The following is a 17,509-nucleotide window of genomic DNA, read 5'->3' as shown; positions in this document are numbered from 1 at the left end:
TACATTGGCTTTTTCACAAAAAATCGTTGACTTAAAGAAGGAAGTATTGGCAGAGTCGCAGGAGCTTTTTGCACATGTGGATGCAATTGCCGAAGAAAATACGCTGAAGGTGCTCGATGCCATGCGCGAATGCAAGGTTTCGGATGCGCATTTCAACACGACTTCCGGTTATGCCTATGACGATATCGGCCGCAGCAAACTCGAAGAACTCTATGCGAACATCTTTGGTGCGGAACGCGCTTTGGTGCGCACGCAGTTTGTGTCCGGCACCCATGCACTCGCTACGGTGCTGTTTGGCATCCTGCGTCCCGGCGACGAGCTCGTATCGCTGACGGGCAAGCCCTATGACACCATGCAGACGGTTATCGGCTACGATAATCCCAGCCCGGGTTCCCTCAAGGAATTCGGCGTGCTTTATAACGAACTGCCCATGATTGATGGCAAAGTCGATATGGAAGGCATCAAAAACGTCATCACCGACAAGACCAAGATGGTGGAGATTCAGCGCTCCCGCGGCTACAGCATGAGAAATCCCCTGTCCATCGAGGACATCAAGGCCATCTGTGCTGAGGTGCACCGTCTTAAGCCGGACTGCATCTGCTTTGTGGATAACTGCTATGGTGAGTTCGTGGATACGTTGGAGCCGACGCAGGTGGGCGCAGATATTATGGCCGGTTCCCTGATTAAAAACCCCGGCGGCGGCATTGCCCCGACGGGCGGCTATATCGTCGGCAAGGATAAATTGGTGGAACTGGCTTCCTATCGTCTGACGGCACCGGGCATGGGCGATGAACTGGGCGCAAGTCTCGCCAACAACCGCCTGCTGTTCCAGGGGCTGTTCCTGGCTCCCCATGTGGTGGCGCAGTCCATCAAGGGCGCCATCTTTGCCGCTGGCATGTTTGCCCGCTTAGGCTACAAGACGCTGCCGCTGCCCACGGATGTGCGCGGCGATATCATTCAGGCCATCGAGCTCGGCACAGCCGAAAAGATGGTGGCCTTCTGCGGCGGCATTCAGAAGTATTCCCCGGTGGATTCTTATGCGGCACCGGAGCCTTGGGATATGCCGGGCTATGCCGACCAGATTATCATGGCGGCTGGTACCTTCGTGCAGGGCGCTTCCATTGAATTCAGCGCCGACGGCCCGATGCGCGCACCTTACAACGTCTATTTGCAGGGCGGTCTGACCTTTGAACATGCTGTTATCGGTATTATGGGCGCAGCGCAGGCCATTGAGGATTTGGACAAGTAAAACTAAATATTGCTTCCCTTTACAAAAAGTATAATTATAGGGTATGATATAAAAGCAAGGATGGCACAAGCCATCCTGTTTTACTATGAACACTTAGCGAGCACAAGCCAAAAGCGCAGTGGGAGCTTAGTGTTCGTGTAAGGGCGTGTGGACACTGAAAGTGTCCATTAAGCTTGCTATGAAATAGATGTAGATAATACTTTTTAGAATAGAGGCAGTTATGTTAATCGAATTAAAAAATAAGCGGCGGCTGCCCGCCATAGACATCTTCCGGGGATTGGCTATTGCCGTTATGCTGCTGGTCAATTCCCTGCCGAATTTTGAACAGGCTTATCCGCTGCTTCTGCATGCTCCTTGGGCGGGGCTGACGCTGGCGGATTTGGCTTTTCCCGGTTTTGTCTTTATCATGGGCACAGCGGGGGCTTTGTGGTTTCCCAAGCATAAGTGGGACAATTCGTGGGATAAGTTCAATACGATTTTCCGGCGCTCTGCGTTGCTGATTTTATTGGGCATCGTGTTGAATCAGCTGCCAATACTATTGCAGCATATTTTTTATCCAGCTGCGGGTGTTTCCTTATGGACGGATATTGCCGAACATGGCCGGTTGATGGGGGTTCTTCAGCGGCTGGGGCTGGTGTATTTCTTTGGTATGATTATCACCTGGTGGTTACGCAGTGAAAAGCTCATTGCCATTATGGCGTTACTGCTGTTGGTGCTGTCTTCCACCTGTTTCCATCTTTACGATACCACCAATCCCTTCAGCCCGGACAACAACATCAGCATGTTGATTGATGGCTTGTTCCCAGGTGCTGCACACTGTTATCAGGGAAAAGCATTTGACCCGGAGGGACTTTATGGAACCATCGCAGCTACGGCATCCTTTTTATGGGGCATGTTAGCTGGAAAACAGTTGACGCTGAACAGCGCCCCTGTGTTTGAACGAGTGTTGTTGCTATTAGTTAGCGGTACGGTTTTGCTGATTATGGGCGGTGCCTGGAGCTATTTGGATATCATCAGCAAACAGCTGTGGACGGCGCCTTATGTACTCTTGACCAGTGGCGGTTTTATGTGGCTGTTGGGACTCTTGCAGGTGTCGTGCAGTCTGTTTCCTGGTTTTACGGAATGGCTTTTCACGCCGTTCCGCTTGTTGGGGCATAATCCGCTGTTTATGTTCGTCGTTCCGGACAGAATATTGCTGTTCCTTTGGTATCTGTCCGTTCAGGGCGTGCCAGCTTATGTCTGGCTTTGGCAAAATACATTGCTGGGAATATTGGGCGCACCGCTCAGTATACTATTTTATGCCGCGCTTTGGGTAGTGCTTTGGCTGCCAGTGGCCAATTTCTTGTATAAGCGGCAGATTATTTTTAAATTGTAAGGGGAGGTTATGATGATGAAATTCGTGACGGGTAAATGGAAATGCCTGCTAGGGCTGGTTGCCATGCTGGCTGTGGCTGTATATGGCAGTATGCCAGCTTTCAGTGCTCCGGCCATTCCACTGCGGGGCGTGGTGGAAGGTTTTTATGGTACACCCTGGTCGCAGGCCGACAGGCTTTCCATGCTGCAATTCTGCCATGAACATAAGCTGAATGCCTATATCTATGCGCCCAAGGATGATGCCTATCATCGCGCCAAATGGCGGGAAATGTATCCGGCCGATAAGATGGCTGATTTGCAAGCCTTGATTGACGAGTCAAAAAAACAGCAGGTCAAATTTATCTTTGCGATTTCCCCGGGGCTGGATATTCACTTTAGCGGGCAGGAAGCTGAGCAGGACAAGCAGGCTATGCTGAGGAAACTTACCGCCATGTACGATATGGGCGTAAGGGACTTTGCGATTTTCTTTGACGATATCAAAAATAAGGACGGCAAGGGGCAAGCAGAATTTCTCAACTGGGTCAACGCCAACTTTATCGCAAAGCATAAGGACATTTCCCCGCTGATTACCGTGCCAACGGAATACTATCGTCTGGACATGGAAAGCGAAGGCACGATAAAAGAATACACCCGGAATTTTTCCACCACACTTGATAAGAATATCCTCGTGCTCTACACTGGCGATAAAGTAGTGCCCGATGGGCTGACGGATGAAGAATATGCCAAGGCCAATGCGCTTTATGACCGTCAGCTGGGCGTATGGTGGAACTATCCTGTCAGCGATTATCTGGAAGCTAAGCTGGCCTTGGGGCCTGTGGAAAAACTGCCCGTAAAGGCAAATATGCCGGCCATCTTCTTCAATCCCATGAAACATGCGGAGCTCTCCAAGATTTCTCTGGCTACCGGTGCAGACTATGCAGCCAATCCGGCAAAATATGATGCCAATAAATCCTGGCATAAGGCCCTCAAAGAACAGTTCGGCAAACTGACTGCCGACATGGAGATTTTTGCGGACCACAGCCAGCACATGGTGGTGAGCTGGGCCGTTATCGGCCCCGAAGACGGTGCAGCCCTGCGACAGCTGATGAATGCGTATTGGCAGAATCCCAATGACAGCAACCGCGAAAAACTGCTCGCTGACCTGTCAAAAATTGACAAGTCAATTTTGACCTTACAAAAGGAACTGTCCCCCAATGTGTTAAAGGAATGTCAGCCCCAGCTCGAACAGTTCCGCCGCATCTTGCAGGCTGACAAACTTGGTCTGGAAGTGCTGACTGGCGACCAGAGCAAGCAGGCAGCATTCCGTCAGGCCATAAAAGAAGTAAAGGCACACGAACCCAAGGTTTTGATTTCAGAAAAAACAGCCCGGGCCTTTATGAATGAATTACAACAACATATGGAAAAATAACGGACAAGCGGTCGAAAGGCCGCTTATTTTTTTAGGCAATAATCGCCTGACATTTAGCAGGATAAAGACAGTATGCTATCGAAGTAGACATATATCTTAAAGCGAAGGACAGGGATGGCTATGGATAACGAAGAAAACTTTTGGCGCATCTTAATCAGCCAGTGCCGTCAGGAGGCCATGCAAAAGGAAACAGGCGGCACCGAAAACTCTGCCATTGTGCGGCTCGCTAATTTTCTGCTATTGCAGGCCATCAAACAGCGGGCCAGCGACTTGCACATGGAACCCTATGGTGAAGAATTGCGCTTCCGTTTGCGGGTGGATGGCTTACTGACGGAACTTCCCTTTCGCCTGCCGGGAAGTCTTGCGCCCATGCTGATTTCCCGCTTCAAGGTGCAGGGGAATATGGATATTGCCAAACACCAGCAGCCCCAGGATGGTTCCTTTATCTTTGCTGAGCAGGGACATAAAGTGGATGTACGGGTGGCCGTTATGCCTGTGGCAGGCGGCGAAATGCTGACGCTGCGCCTGCTGGATTTGCAGGAAGATTTGCTGCGGCTCGGAGAGCTGGGCTTTACACCAGACAAAGAAACGCAGTTCCGTAAGCTGCTCAACCGTCCCGCAGGCCTGATTATCGTCTGCGGTCCTATGAATTCCGGGAAGAGCACGACCCTATACGCCGCCCTGCGGGAACTCAATACCGCGGCCAGAAAATGGATTACCCTCGAAGACCCCATCGAACGCCATATTCAAGGAATCAATCAGGTGCAGATAAATCCCAAGGCCGGGCTGACCTATGCCAGCGGCTTGCGGGCGATTTTACGGCAGGATGCCCAGGGAATTCTGCTCGGCGAAATCCGTGACGAGGAAACCGCCATGATGGCCGTGCGCATGGCGCTGACCGGTCACTTGCTGCTGACAACGCTCCATACGGAAAATGCCGTAGCGGCCGTGTTCCGCATGCTGGAAATGGGTGTACCGCCGTATCTCCTGGCCGCCACCCTGTCCGGCGTGCTGGCCCAGCGCTTGGTGCGCCGCTGTGTGGATGCGGAGCAGGAAATTTATCGTGGCAGACTTGCCTTGCAAGAACTGCTCGTAGTTGACCCGTCAATCCGTGAGGCCATTTTGACCGGTCAAAGCCGGGAAAAACTTGAAGGAATCGCCATAAAGCAGGGCATGGAATCCCTATGGACTGACGGCGAGGCCAAAGCTGCCGCCGGACTTACAACACTTGCCGAAGTGGGGCGCGTACTCTATGGCAGCTGAACTTGATAAATGCAGCTTAGCAGGTTTTGCGCGATAAAGCGCGAATCTATACAATATGCTTTTCAGCAAGGAACAGGGGGATATAAACATGCAATATGCGTGCGTAGATATTGGTGGCACAGCCATCAAATACGCCATGATGACAGAAGATGGAAAAATTTTGACCAAAGGTCAGGTTTTGACCAATGTAGAAAAAGATGGCAGCCAGGACATTCCACGAAAAATCGCAGCCATTGTGCAAACTCTGCAAAAGGAATGTGGCAAGGCAGAGGGAGTAGCGGTCTGTTCGCCGGGACTTATTGATGCCGAAAAAGGCGAAGTCATTTTCGCCGGCCCCAACTTTCCCGGCTATACTGGCATGAAGCTGCGAGCAGAAATCGAAGCGCTGACCCATCTGCCCTGCACTGTGGAAAATGATGTGAATGCAGCGGGCCTCGGCGAAAGCTGGCTCGGCGCAGGCAAGGGGGCTAGGAGTGCCTTTTGTATCTTCGTGGGTACAGGCATAGGCGGCGCTTTGGTGCTGGACGGTCATCTCGTCCACGGAGCATCCGCAGCGGCAGGTGAAATTGGTTTTCTGCCTTTTGCCAGTGGCTCACTGGAACAGCTGGCCAGTATGACGGCCCTGCTGCAAAATACCGGCGCCGCCACAGGTGAGGAAGTATTTCAGCGGGTCGCAGCCGGTGATGCGAAAGCCCTGGCAGCACTTGACGACATGACGCAAAAAATTGCCTATGGCCTTGCCGAAATCTGCTGTATCGTCAATCCTGAGGTTTTGATTATGGGTGGTGCGGTGATGGCCCAGCGGGAATTTTTTGAGCCGCGCCTTAAACGCCATCTGGAAGAACTTCTGCCGGAAGCCCTGCTGAAAAACACGCGCCTTGCCTTTGCAGAGCTTGGAACATCTGCCGGTTTTACCGGTGCTTTGTGCCATTTTCTGCAACGGCAGTAAAAATGGATGAAAATGGGAGAGGAGAATGGGATATGTTAGTGAACACTGTGATGAAAGACCGGATTGCCTATGTCGAGATGTGCAACGGCAAGCATTTCAACTGTTTAAGTGAGGATATGTGCCATGAGCTCATTGAGGCCATTCAGGATGCTTATGCCAAGGAATGTGTGGGCATCGTGCTCGAAGCTGAGGTGAATCGCCATGTCTGGAGTGCCGGCCATGATATTCACGAACTGCCGCAGGATGGCAGTGACCCGCTGGCCTTTTACGTGCCCATGGAAAAGCTGCTGCGGGAAGTGCAGGACACGCCGATTCCCGTGATTGCCTGCGTGGACGGCACCGTATGGGGCGGAGCCTGTGACCTCTGCCTGTCCTGCGATATGATTGTCAGCTCCAAGGATGCCACCTTTGCCATCACACCGGCAAAAATCGGCATTCCCTACAACGCTTCGGGCATCATGCACTTTATCAACCAGCTGGGCATCAACAAGGCCCGTGAGATGTTCTTCCTGGCCACGCCCATCACGGCCGAAGATGCACTGAACGTAGGCCTTATTAACCGTGTGGCAGAAGACTCGGAAGCCTTGAAAGAGATGCTGGAGGAGCAGTTCCTGACTCCTTTGCGCCACAACAGCATTCTATCCATCAGCGCCATCAAGCGGCAGTTCCGCATTCTTTCCCGTGCCTCGACGGTAATCAGTGCCGAGAGCTTCGAGCGCATCAATGCGTATCGCAACATCGTGTACTGCGGAGACGATTATAAGGAGGGCATCAATTCCTTCCTCGAAAAAAGAAAACCAGAGTACAAGGGGAAAGCAATGGACTTGGATTGACCGCCAGCATAGAGGAATGTTTCGAGGTGATAAGGAATGCTTGAAGATGTCGATGGGCTGGAACTTATCCGCACAGCTATCGAAAAGGATGCGTCCGATATCCATTTGACTGTCGGCCAGCGCCCCTATATGCGCTGTTTGGGGAAGCTGCAGCCAATGAGCAGCACTTCCCTGACTGAATCATTCATGGCTGCATTTGCCACCTTTATCTTCAATGACTGTCAGCGGGAAAAATTGGCAGCAGACAGGGAGCTGGATTCGTCCTGGACCTTTGCAGGGCGCAGGTTCCGTGTTCATGCTTACTATCAGCAAGGATTTCCGGCTATGGCCCTGCGCCTGCTGCCGGAGCGGATTCCCGCTCTTAACGAACTGGAACTGCCCGGAGCCTGGCAGAAGATGAAGGAGCTCGACAAGGGACTGATTTTCGTGACGGGGCGCACAGGCTCCGGCAAGAGTACCACCTTGGCTTCGTTTATTCAGGAGCTCAATCGGGAAAAGGCCTGCCATATTGTGACCTTGGAAGCGCCCATCGAATACATCTTTAAGCCCGATATGTGTTTTATCAGCCAGCGGGAGCTCGGAAAGGACTTTATAAGTTTTCCTGCGGCGCTGCGCGGCGCATTGCGGGAGATGCCTGATATATTGCTGGTTGGGGAGATTCGCGATGCCGTAACCTTGCAGACCGCTTTGACCGCAGCTTCGACAGGAATGCTGGTATTGGCGACTCTCCATAGCAGCAGTGCAGTGGATACTGTACTGCGCATAGAAGGCATGTTTCCCACGGAGCAGCGTGATTCTATCCGCGCTCTGCTGTCTGAAGTATTGACGGGTATCTTTGCCCAGCAGCTTGTGCCTGACCTAACAGGCGGGCGGCTAGCGGTGTCTGAAGTCCTGCTGGCCGTGCCTGCGGTGCGCAGTCTTATCCGTCAGGGCAAATACGGTCAGCTGTATTCGCAAATGATGAGTCATCAGGACAGGGGCATGCAGACCATGGGCACAGCGGCCAAACATTTGCTGCAGGCAGGGCGCATCAGTTCCGAAACATATGCCCGCCTGACAGCAGCGGAACATGCAGGAGGCCTGATATGAACTATGCGTATGAAGCCTGCAATCGGCAGGGCGAGCATTTCCAGGGGCAGATTGAAGCGGGCAGCCGTCAGGAAGCCGCCCATAAGATACGCCGTCAGGGATTATGGATTACCTCTTTGCAGGAAGTGATGGCCAAAAACTCTCACACAAGCCCCATTTCTCATTTACGCCGCTTATTTACCGGCAGGGAAATCAGTCCTGCGCAGACCGCTTGCTTTTGCCGTCAAATGGCCGTGCTGCTGACAGCTGGTATGCCCGTTCACGAAGCGTTAAAATCATTGCTGGCAGGCGGAGGACAGGGAAGCTATGGCCAACTGCTCGCCAGGCTGTATCAAAAGGTCTTAAAGGGAAAAGCCCTGTCCGCAGCCATGGAAGAAGAAAGCGGCAGCTTTTCCCCGCAGGTTATCCGCTTGGTGGAAGCAGGGGAACAAGGCGGTTCACTGGAAGCAATCTTTAACCGTTTGGCAGACTTTCTTGAGCAGAGTGTACAGGCCAAAGAAAAAATGAAATCCATTCTGCTCTATCCGGCCATCATCGCTATTACAGCTCTGGTTGTGCTGATTTTTATGACGCTCTTTATCCTGCCCACCTTTGCCAGTCTCTTGGCTAATTTGCAAAGTGAACTGCCGCTGGCGACGAAATTATTATTGCAAGGTTCCGCTTTCCTGCAGGAGAGTGGACAACTCATATGCGGATTCAGCCTGCCATGCCTCGGGATTTTGTACATCATCAGCCAGTTCCCCCAGGTTCGATTTATCTGCGCGCGGCTGCTGCTTTCCCTGCCCTTTATGGGCAGATTAGCCCAGCACACGGCCTGGTCACTCGTTCTGAGCACGTTGGCCCTGCTGATTGAACAGGGGATTGTGTTACACGAGGCCTTGAAAATGGCAGCCAAAACAGTGGGCAATCCCTATCTGGAACAGGAAATCCTGCAAGTACAGGTAAAGGTGGAGCAGGGCAATTCCCTGATGAAAGCCCTTTCTCCCTGTCCCTTCTTTCCGCCCATGCTTCAGGAAATGCTGGAAGCAGGCGAGCAGTCGGGGCAGCTCGAAACCATGCTCAACAAAGCCGCGGCCTTCTGTCAGGTACTGGCGGAAAACGAATCTGCCCGCCTGCAGGCGCTGGCTGAACCGGCCGCCATCTTTGCCGTAGGTGGTTTGGTGTTCTTTATGGTCATGGCGGTGATTATGCCATTGTTGAACACCATGGATGCCCTGACCATGTAAATAAAAAATTGACTTGTCAAATTCGCCTTGACAAGTCAATTTTTCGTTAGGACAGCAGTTTTTCTTTGAGCTGCTGATATTTTAGTGTGTAATAAGGGCCGTTCTGCGCTTCACGGTGGTCAAAGCCGTAGGCGCGGCGGCTGACAGCGAGGATGGGCGGTGCCTGAATGCGCTTAGCCACAGCCATGCCCGTAAAGAGATTCCACCAGCGTTCCAAATCCGCGATAAATTCCTGCGCCGTGGGGAAGTATTTGGCCACGAGGCCCGGCTCACAGCCTAAGTTTTCTTCGAGTGTACCGGCGGCATACCATTCCAGAATATCCTCGGGTGCGGCCTTCTGCCAGCGCTCGATAAAGGAGCGGAAGAGGAAATCGTGGTACGGATACTTGATGGGGTCGCCCTTGCCCTCGTCCACATTCTGCGCCGAGGAAAGTTCCGCACTCGGCACGATATCGATAATGCCCTGTGGCACTACTTCGCGGCCATAGACTTCATCATTCATGTAATGGGCCAGCGCATAGACCTGATATTTCCAGAGGTCAGCCAGGGCCGCCAGGAAGCCGGACTGGTCACCGTAGAGAGTGGAATAGCCAACGGTTGTCTCCGCTTTGTTGGCATTGCAGGTAAAGCCGCCGCCAAAGGCTGCCGCCGCACCTGCCAAAATCCGGGCACTGCGGTCACGGGCCTGAATGTTTTCCGTGACGAAGGAAGACACGGTAAGATTCTGCTCGGAGCCATCCGTCAGATAGGTGATGGGAGTGTTAGAAAGCTGTTCCACCGTATGGTCCACAGAATGCTGAATGGGAATCACCGTGTACTGGCAGCCCAGATTATCAGCGAGTTCCTTGCTGAGTCCCTTGGTGGTAGCAGAGTTAAAGACGCTGGGCATATTGACGAGCAGGAGATTTTCCGGGCCGACGATTTTGGCATAGAGGGCGGCGGCTACAGCCGAGTCGATACCGCCGGAGATACCGATGACGACCTTCTTCATACGGATGTTTTCGAGGAAACGGCGCACGCCATAGTTCAGTGCGCGATAGATATGCGCAATATCCGGTTCCTTGTCGTCGGGCAGGGCAGGCATGGAGGAGAGCTCATCCATATCCACAATGGTCAATTCTTCCTGATACTCCTCGCTCATGGCGCAGACCTGACCCTTTTCGTTATAGGCCGTGCTAGCCCCATCAAAGGTGTAAACGGTCTTGCCGTTATTCTGCAAGCCGATGGCGTTGACGTAGAAAAGGGGCTTGCCTGCTTCCTTGGCCTGCTGGCCAAAGACCCGGTTGCGCTTGTTGTTCTTGCCAAGCGTATAGGGCGAAGCGGAGATATTGACGAAGAAATCAATCTGCCCCTTATCCTGCAGAATCTGCAACGGCTCCAGCGCATAGTTATCGCTCCAGCCGTCCTCACAAAGAAGGCAGCCTGCATTGTAGCACTTGCCCTGCAGGGTAAGTGTGACCGGCGCAATGAGGTCCGCAGGATTTTTGCCCTGCTCGAGCGCCAGCTGCTGAAGGCTATAGAAATGACGTGTATCGTCAAACTCCCGGTAGTTGGGCATCAGGGTCTTGATGACGAAGGGATACTCCTGGCCGGCAGGGGCAATAAGCTGGCCATTCTGGGCCGTAAAGAAGGCGTTGTACTTGCGCACCCGGCCGTCGTTGTTCGTCTTGTCCCAGTCCATGGCGATATTGCCGAACATCACCGTAAGGCCAGCTGATGCAGCGATAATCTCCTGACCGTAGTGTTCGCAGTCTGAGAGGAAGCTGGTCTGCTCCCAGGTATCACCCAGCAGGTAGCCGGGAATGGCCATCTCCGGGAAGATGATGACATCAACGTTTTCCTCACGGGCTTCGTCCATCATCCGCAGCATAGTGGCGGCGTTTTTATCGGGATGCCCAGGGATGACTTCCATCTGGGCCATAGCTATTTTCAACAAATCATTCACTCCAATTAAAAGTAAAATTCTCTTCAATAATACGCCATATCCCCTGACAAGTCAAAAATTAATAATTTTTTAAGAAGCTGGCAGGATTATCCATTAAAAAAGAGAAATATATGAGATGTGTGAAAATATATTATTTTCTTAGAAAAGGGGTTAGAAACATGAAAGGTAAGACAAAGGTTCTTTCAACACTGGTAGCACTTGGTCTGGCCTTGGGTGGAGCATCGGTCAGCCAGCCCTCTGCAGAAGCGGCTTCTGTGGATACGATTTCCAAGATTAACGTAAAAGCAGATGGCTCCAACTTCCAGTATTGGAACAAGGATTCGGCATCCTTCAAGGCTTTGAAAGCTTATGTGGAGGATGTTACCAATCCCAAGAGCCCGAACTTCATTCCGGTAGAGGACCGCATCTGCGTATCGGATATGGATGGTACCTTCTACGGTGAATTGGCACCCACTTACTCTGAATGGTATATGTATTTCCATCGCATCTTCAACGACAAATCCTATCATCCCACAGCTACGGAAAAAGCCTATGCTGAAGAATGCCTGAAGGCAGCCAAAGAGGGGAAGATTTCCTCGGATATGGATGCCGGCGAAGATATGGCCCAGGCCTACGCCTTTGAAGGCATGAGCCTGCCGGAATTCGATGCTTATGTAGCCAAATGGCTCAAAGAAACCCCTTGCGACGGCCTGTCCAACCTGACCATGGCCGAAGCTTATTATCTGCCCATGATTGAAGTCATTACCTATCTCCAGAACAATAACTTCAATTTCTATGTGGTAACCGGTACGGACCGTCAGCTGGTGCGCACGGCTCTCAAAGCTGTTCCCACCATCCAGCCGGACCATGTAATCGGTACCGACAGCATCAACATTGCCAAACGCCAGGGTTGGGCCGGCGCTCAGTACTTCCAGTTTGAAAAACAGGATGAAATGATGCGCGGCGCTTACCAGGCCACCAACAACAAGATGCAGAAGGTATCCAACATCTGCCGCGAAATCGGCAAACGTCCGGTACTGGCTTTGGGCAACAGCGGTTCCGATGCTTCCATGCTGAACTACGCTGTCTTCAATGACAAATATAAGAGCATGGCCATGGGCGTCAACTGCGATGATGGCGAACGCGATTGGGGCGGCCCGGAAAAATCCAAGAAGTTCCATGACCTCTGCGTGAAATTCGGCTGGGTTCCCATCTCCATGCATGATGACTGGAAGACCATCTATGGCGACAACGTCAAGAAGACCACCCAGAACTTCCGCAAATAAGTTTTAGACAGATATTTATCAGGCAGGCTGCTTAACGGCCTGCCTTTTCTGATGCAGAATTTCCGTTAGGCGAAACATCGATTTACAAATTTACAACGATTTCCAAAATGCAGTAGCATAATTTGTAAAATCGCGGTATAATGATAAGCGTACGTTCAAGAAAGAAATTAGGTGTAACAAGAAATGGCAAAAAAGAAAAAAGAAGCAAAGACCAATGCGGCAAGAATTTTGGACACGTTAGGCATCAGCTACGAGCTCAAGACATATGAGGTGGATGAAAATGACCTGTCGGCGGTGCATGTGGCAGAGTCAGTAGGCATGCCCATCGAGATGGTCTATAAGACCCTCGTTTGCCGAGGGGACAAGAACGGCGTTTTGATGGCCGTCATCCCTGGCGGCGGTGAACTGGACCTCAAGGCCCTGGCCGCAGCTTCTGGCAACAAGCGGGTGGAAATGGTGCACTTAAAGGAAGTCTTTGGCCTGACGGGTTATATCCGCGGGGGCTGCTCACCTTTGGGCGCCAAGAAGGACTATCCCGTGTATCTCGATGCCAGCGCCGAGGCCCAGGAGGTCATTGCCATCAGCGCCGGCAAGCGAGGGGAGCAGATTATCCTGAAGCCTGCGGATTTGGTGCAGGCGGCCAAGGCCACCGTGGTCACAGTCAGCAGATAAATTAGTTTATTATATAGGAAAGAGGCGGTTTGATTGAAGTATAGCAGTACCCGGGGAGACAGCGCACAGGTAACTTCGGCAGAGGCCATCATCAAAGGGCTGGCATTGGACAGCGGCCTGTTCGTGCCCGATGAGCTTCCCCAGATTGACATGTCATTTATTGAGAGCTTGGTGCCCCTTTCCTATGAAGAACGGGCGCAGAAGGTACTGGGCCTGTTCCTGACGGATTACACCGCAGAGGAAGTCAAGGCCTGCGTGGAAAATGCCTATGGCCATGGCAAGTTCGACTGCGAAGGCCGGGCTCCCGTGACGGATTTGGGCACCATGCAGGTGCTGGAACTCTGGCATGGCCCTACCAGTGCCTTTAAGGATATGGCCCTGCAGCTGTTGCCCCAGCTCATGAGCACGGCCCTCAAGAAAACCGGGGAGCAGGATAAGGTGCTGATTCTCGTGGCCACTTCCGGCGATACAGGCAAGGCCGCTCTCGAAGGCTTTAAGGATGTGGACCAGATTTCCATTATGGTCTTCTATCCCGAGGGCGGGGTCAGCAAAATTCAGCAGCTGCAGATGCTGACCCAGGAAGGCACCAATGTCAATGTCACCGCCGTCAAAGGCAACTTTGACGATGCCCAGAGCGGCGTCAAGGTGATTTTTGCCGATAAGGATTTCAACCAGCAACTGGCGGCCAAACAGGTCAAGCTGTCCTCGGCTAACTCCATCAACTGGGGCCGCCTGGTGCCGCAGATTGTCTACTACTTCAGCGCCTATGCAGATTTGTGCAAGGCTGGCCGCATCAAGGCAGGGGAGGAGATTAACTTCACCGTGCCCACGGGCAACTTCGGTAACATCTTGGCGGGCTTTTATGCCAAGCAGATGGGGCTGCCGGTGCATAAGCTCATCTGCGCCTCCAATGCCAACAACGTGCTGACGGATTTCCTGCAGACGGGCCGCTATGACCGGAACCGGGAGTTCTACAAGACCATCACGCCATCCATGGACATTCTGATTTCCAGCAATCTGGAGCGACTCCTTTATCATGTGACGGGAGACAAGGCGCAGGTGGCTGACTGGATGGCTCAGCTTGCACAGAAGGGCAGCTACGAAGTGGATGTAAAAACCCGCGGCATCATCAAGGAAACCTTCTGGGCAGATTTCGTAGACGACGAAGCCACCAAGAAGTGTATCCGTCAGGTCTATGGGCAGCATAAGTATGTGTTGGATACCCATTCTGCAGTGGCTTATCAGGTCGCCGAAAACTACCGCCATGAAACCAAGGACAACCATGTGATGGTGGTCGTATCTACCGCCAGCCCCTATAAATTCAACGGCAGCGTGCTCGAAGCCCTGCAGGTGGAGACGGACGGACTGGATGAATTCGGCCTTTTGGGCAAGCTCCGTGAAATGAATGACCAGCCCATTCCGGCAGGACTTGCCGCCCTCAAGACGAAGGAAGTGCGTCACAAAGGCGTTTGCGGCAAAGAGGCCATGGCAGAGTCCGTGCTGAACTTCATCGAAACTTAACCATTTGATGTCAGAACACGAATCATCAAGAACATGTTGGTTCGTGTTCTGTTTTGCTTATATAATTTATATCTGACAATTTTGATAAATGTTAGTTTTTGAATTAGATAAGAAAATAGTTGACATTTATGGAAAAATAAGCTAATATAATATGCGTGGTGAGAAACGAAAGTGAAAAGCTTCTCAAACTGCAAAGTATCTTTTTACGAAAGAGGTTGACTGTAAAATGGCAAACATCGATCTTAGCCAATATGGCATCACTGGTACTACCGAAATTCTCCACAATCCGTCTTACAAGACGCTTTTTGAAGAAGAGACTAAAGAAGGTTTAACAGGCTACGAACAGGGTCAGGTTTCCGAACTGGGCGCTGTTAACGTAAAGACTGGTATTTTCACCGGCCGTTCTCCTAAAGATAAATTCATCGTTGACGATGAAACCTCCCACGACACTGTATGGTGGGATTCTGAAGACTACCACAACGACAACCACAGAGCTACGCCGGAAACCTGGAACGCTCTGAAAGAAATCGCTAAGAAGGAACTATCCAACAAGAAACTCTACGTTGTAGATGCTTTCTGCGGTGCCAACAAAGACACCCGCATGGCTGTCCGCTTCATCGTAGAAGTTGCTTGGCAGGCACATTTCGTAACGAATATGTTCATCCAGCCGACGGAAGAAGAGCTGGCTAACTTCAAGCCGGACTTCGTTGTTTACAACGCTTCCAAGGCTAAAGTTGAAAACTACAAGGAACTCGGTCTCCATTCCGAAACGGCAGTAGTATTTAACCTCACGAGCCGCGAACAGGTTATCATCAACACCTGGTACGGCGGTGAAATGAAGAAGGGTATGTTCTCTATGATGAACTACTTCCTGCCGCTCAAGGGCATTGCTGCTATGCACTGCTCCGCTAACACGGACAAGCAGGGCCAGAACACGGCTATCTTCTTCGGCCTCTCCGGCACGGGTAAAACCACCCTGTCCACGGACCCGAAACGTCTGCTGATTGGTGATGACGAACACGGCTGGGATGATGAAGGCGTATTCAACTTCGAAGGCGGCTGCTATGCCAAGGTTATCAACCTCGACATGGAATCTGAACCGGATATCTACGGCGCCATCAAACGTAACGCTCTGCTCGAAAACGTAACCCTCGACGAAAAGGGCACGATTGACTTCGCTGATAAGACCATCACGGAAAACACCCGTGTATCCTATCCTATCGACCACATCAAAGGCACCGTTAAGGGCTTTGTCAACGACAAGAGCGCAGCTCCGGCAGCTAAGAGTGTTATCTTCCTGTCCGCTGATGCTTTCGGCGTACTGCCTCCGGTTTCCATCCTGACTCCGGAACAGACGAAGTATTACTTCCTCTCCGGCTTCACGGCTAAACTGGCTGGTACGGAACGCGGCATCACCGAACCGACGCCGACATTCTCCGCTTGCTTTGGTCAGGCATTCCTCGAACTGCATCCGACCAAGTACGCAGAAGAACTCGTTAAGAAGATGGAAGCTAACGGCACGAAAGCATATCTCGTGAACACGGGCTGGAATGGTTCCGGCAAGCGTATTTCCATCAAAGATACCCGCGGTATCATCGATGCTATCCATAGCGGCGCTATCAAGAAAGCTCCGACCAAGAAGATTCCGTTCTTCAACCTCGAAGTACCGACGGAACTTGAGGGCGTTGACACCAACATCCTCGACCCGAAGGATACCTATGCTAACCCGGCTGAATGGGAAGAAAAGGCTAAAGACCTCGCTCAGCGCTTCATCAAGAACTTCGATAAATACACGAAGAACAACGAAGCAGGTAAGGCTCTCGTTGCCGCTGGTCCGCAGCTCTAAGATTGCATGATAGAACGGCCATCGCATTTATAGTGCGATGGCCGTTTTTGACATTTGACATTTGACATGTCAAATTCTAAGGAAAATCTAATGCTGGGATGCTATAATTTCCTGTGGAATTTTACGAAAGGCAGGGAACATTATGACCTTAAGTTTTGAGAAAATATTTCCCACAGAGGAAGAACGCTATGAAAAATATATCTGGCTGATAAAACTGACCATAATCGCAAATATTTGCGCCTATATCGCCATCATCTTAGCAGATGCAGATGCTATGAAACTCATGCGTGTAGTCAAATTTGTTTTATGGACAGTAATTTATATCGTACTCCTGCAAACAGCCTGGAAAAGCAGAGCCCTTCATTTTATGCTTCGCCTTTGGCTTTGTGCTGCCAGTAGTGCTGCCATATTGGCCGCAATGATACCATTTTTCGGATTTCTGCCCATGTTGTTTGGCTCCGTTATTACCATCTTTGCCAATCGGAAACATCTGAAAATATTTTTAAGGTACAAAGATTTCCTGAAGTATCTTGCCGCCTGTTTTGTAATAGGTTTCCTGATGAATATGGCCGGCGAGATAGGAGTGCCAGGAATAAATAATGCAACACTCTATCAGATAAAACAACTGTTGCTGTTTTATGTATTATGGCGCTTGCTTCGGTACGAATGTAAGCAGGGCAGACCCTTCCGGGAAACTATCCGCATACTCATGCTGATGCCGGCATTCGGTGTATTCTTGCTGCTAGGCTGGCTGACCATTATCCCCATGTTCAGAAAAGGGCTGTTCGGTGAGGAAGGACACGATTTTTTAGCGCTGGAGAGATAAAAAGAGCTTAAGGTACGATGGCATTGACTCGATATACTCAATA

14 protein-coding genes are annotated in these 17,509 nt (G+C 51.4%); 13 read left to right on the top strand and 1 reads right to left on the bottom strand.

Translation table 11 applies throughout. From position 1 onward, the window contains the following. Window positions 1–4: 4 nt before the first annotated feature. The 8 genes from P157_RS0109240 (at window position 5) to P157_RS0109205 (ending at window position 9,391) form a co-directional block, all read left to right on the top strand. Window positions 5–1,249, top strand: a complete 1,245-nt coding sequence (locus tag P157_RS0109240; RefSeq protein ID WP_026760748.1) for an aminotransferase class I/II-fold pyridoxal phosphate-dependent enzyme — start codon at window positions 5–7, stop codon at window positions 1,247–1,249. 220 nt (window positions 1,250–1,469) lie between these two features. Next, window positions 1,470–2,624, top strand: coding sequence for an acyltransferase family protein (locus P157_RS0109235; protein ID WP_026760747.1), 1,155 nt, complete (start codon window positions 1,470–1,472; stop codon window positions 2,622–2,624). A 9-nt stretch (window positions 2,625–2,633) separates the two neighbouring features. Next, window positions 2,634–4,031, top strand: coding sequence for a protein O-GlcNAcase (locus P157_RS14295; RefSeq protein WP_230578469.1), 1,398 nt, complete (start codon window positions 2,634–2,636; stop codon window positions 4,029–4,031). A gap of 120 nt (window positions 4,032–4,151) precedes the next feature. Continuing rightward, on the top strand, window positions 4,152–5,294 hold the full coding sequence (locus tag P157_RS0109225; protein ID WP_026760746.1) for a GspE/PulE family protein: 1,143 nt from the start codon (window positions 4,152–4,154) through the stop codon (window positions 5,292–5,294). 88 nt (window positions 5,295–5,382) lie between these two features. Next, the gene (locus P157_RS0109220; RefSeq protein ID WP_037368716.1) at window positions 5,383–6,243 is read left to right on the top strand and encodes an ROK family protein; all 861 of its coding nucleotides are present in this window, start codon (window positions 5,383–5,385) and stop codon (window positions 6,241–6,243) included. A gap of 32 nt (window positions 6,244–6,275) precedes the next feature. After that, window positions 6,276–7,076, top strand: a complete 801-nt coding sequence (gene scpB / locus P157_RS0109215; protein ID WP_026760744.1) for a methylmalonyl-CoA decarboxylase — start codon at window positions 6,276–6,278, stop codon at window positions 7,074–7,076. A 36-nt stretch (window positions 7,077–7,112) separates the two neighbouring features. After that, the gene (locus P157_RS14290; protein WP_051598573.1) at window positions 7,113–8,165 is read left to right on the top strand and encodes a type IV pilus twitching motility protein PilT; all 1,053 of its coding nucleotides are present in this window, start codon (window positions 7,113–7,115) and stop codon (window positions 8,163–8,165) included. Beyond that, a complete protein-coding gene (locus tag P157_RS0109205; RefSeq protein WP_026760743.1) occupies window positions 8,162–9,391 on the top strand; it encodes a type II secretion system F family protein in 1,230 nt (409 codons plus the stop codon). Before P157_RS14290 ends, P157_RS0109205 begins: the two co-directional genes overlap by 4 nt. A 46-nt stretch (window positions 9,392–9,437) precedes the next feature. Here the strand turns inward: P157_RS0109205 and nadE are convergent, their stop codons facing one another. Beyond that, complete coding sequence (gene nadE, locus P157_RS0109200) at window positions 9,438–11,327, bottom strand: NAD(+) synthase (protein WP_026760742.1); 1,890 nt, start codon at window positions 11,325–11,327, stop codon at window positions 9,438–9,440. A 167-nt stretch (window positions 11,328–11,494) separates the two neighbouring features. Here nadE and P157_RS14285 point away from each other — a divergent pair, with 167 nt between their 5' ends. The 5 genes from P157_RS14285 to P157_RS0109175 all read left to right on the top strand — a co-directional run bounded on the left by P157_RS14285 (window position 11,495) and on the right by P157_RS0109175 (window position 17,466). Continuing rightward, window positions 11,495–12,601 carry an HAD family hydrolase gene (locus P157_RS14285; RefSeq protein ID WP_051598572.1) on the top strand — a complete coding sequence of 369 codons (1,107 nt, stop codon included), beginning with the start codon at window positions 11,495–11,497 and terminating at the stop codon, window positions 12,599–12,601. 183 nt (window positions 12,602–12,784) lie between these two features. Beyond that, a complete protein-coding gene (gene ybaK, locus P157_RS0109190) occupies window positions 12,785–13,273 on the top strand; it encodes a Cys-tRNA(Pro) deacylase (RefSeq protein ID WP_026760741.1) in 489 nt (162 codons plus the stop codon). Between the two features lie 33 nt (window positions 13,274–13,306). Next, a complete protein-coding gene (gene thrC, locus P157_RS0109185; RefSeq protein ID WP_026760740.1) occupies window positions 13,307–14,794 on the top strand; it encodes a threonine synthase in 1,488 nt (495 codons plus the stop codon). Between the two features lie 226 nt (window positions 14,795–15,020). Beyond that, on the top strand, window positions 15,021–16,640 hold the full coding sequence (gene pckA / locus P157_RS0109180) for a phosphoenolpyruvate carboxykinase (ATP) (protein ID WP_026760739.1): 1,620 nt from the start codon (window positions 15,021–15,023) through the stop codon (window positions 16,638–16,640). Between the two features lie 142 nt (window positions 16,641–16,782). Beyond that, entirely contained in the window at window positions 16,783–17,466 is a 684-nt protein-coding gene (locus P157_RS0109175; protein WP_026760738.1) for a hypothetical protein, read from the top strand. The last annotated feature ends 43 nt before the right edge of the window (window positions 17,467–17,509 follow it).

The organism is Selenomonas ruminantium AC2024 (assembly GCF_000687995.1).
Lineage (GTDB): Bacteria > Bacillota > Negativicutes > Selenomonadales > Selenomonadaceae > Selenomonas_A > Selenomonas_A ruminantium_B.
The sequence above is the reverse complement of the archived record's forward strand: the minus strand, read 5'-3'. Positions and strand labels throughout refer to the sequence as shown.

Bases quoted from the DNA above. Each gene is read 5' to 3' on its own strand.
- P157_RS0109205 (WP_026760743.1), top strand. From the start codon at position 8,162: ATGAACTATGCGTATGAAGCCTGCAATCGGCAGGGCGAGCATTTCCAG.
- P157_RS0109175 (WP_026760738.1), top strand. From the start codon at position 16,783: ATGACCTTAAGTTTTGAGAAAATATTTCCCACAGAGGAAGAACGCTAT.
- P157_RS14290 (WP_051598573.1), top strand. From the start codon at position 7,113: ATGCTTGAAGATGTCGATGGGCTGGAACTTATCCGCACAGCTATCGAA.
- ybaK (WP_026760741.1), top strand. From the start codon at position 12,785: ATGGCAAAAAAGAAAAAAGAAGCAAAGACCAATGCGGCAAGAATTTTG.
- P157_RS14285 (WP_051598572.1), top strand. From the start codon at position 11,495: ATGAAAGGTAAGACAAAGGTTCTTTCAACACTGGTAGCACTTGGTCTG.
- P157_RS0109220 (WP_037368716.1), top strand. From the start codon at position 5,383: ATGCAATATGCGTGCGTAGATATTGGTGGCACAGCCATCAAATACGCC.
- P157_RS0109235 (WP_026760747.1), top strand. From the start codon at position 1,470: ATGTTAATCGAATTAAAAAATAAGCGGCGGCTGCCCGCCATAGACATC.
- P157_RS14295 (WP_230578469.1), top strand. From the start codon at position 2,634: ATGATGATGAAATTCGTGACGGGTAAATGGAAATGCCTGCTAGGGCTG.
- scpB (WP_026760744.1), top strand. From the start codon at position 6,276: ATGTTAGTGAACACTGTGATGAAAGACCGGATTGCCTATGTCGAGATG.
- pckA (WP_026760739.1), top strand. From the start codon at position 15,021: ATGGCAAACATCGATCTTAGCCAATATGGCATCACTGGTACTACCGAA.
- P157_RS0109225 (WP_026760746.1), top strand. From the start codon at position 4,152: ATGGATAACGAAGAAAACTTTTGGCGCATCTTAATCAGCCAGTGCCGT.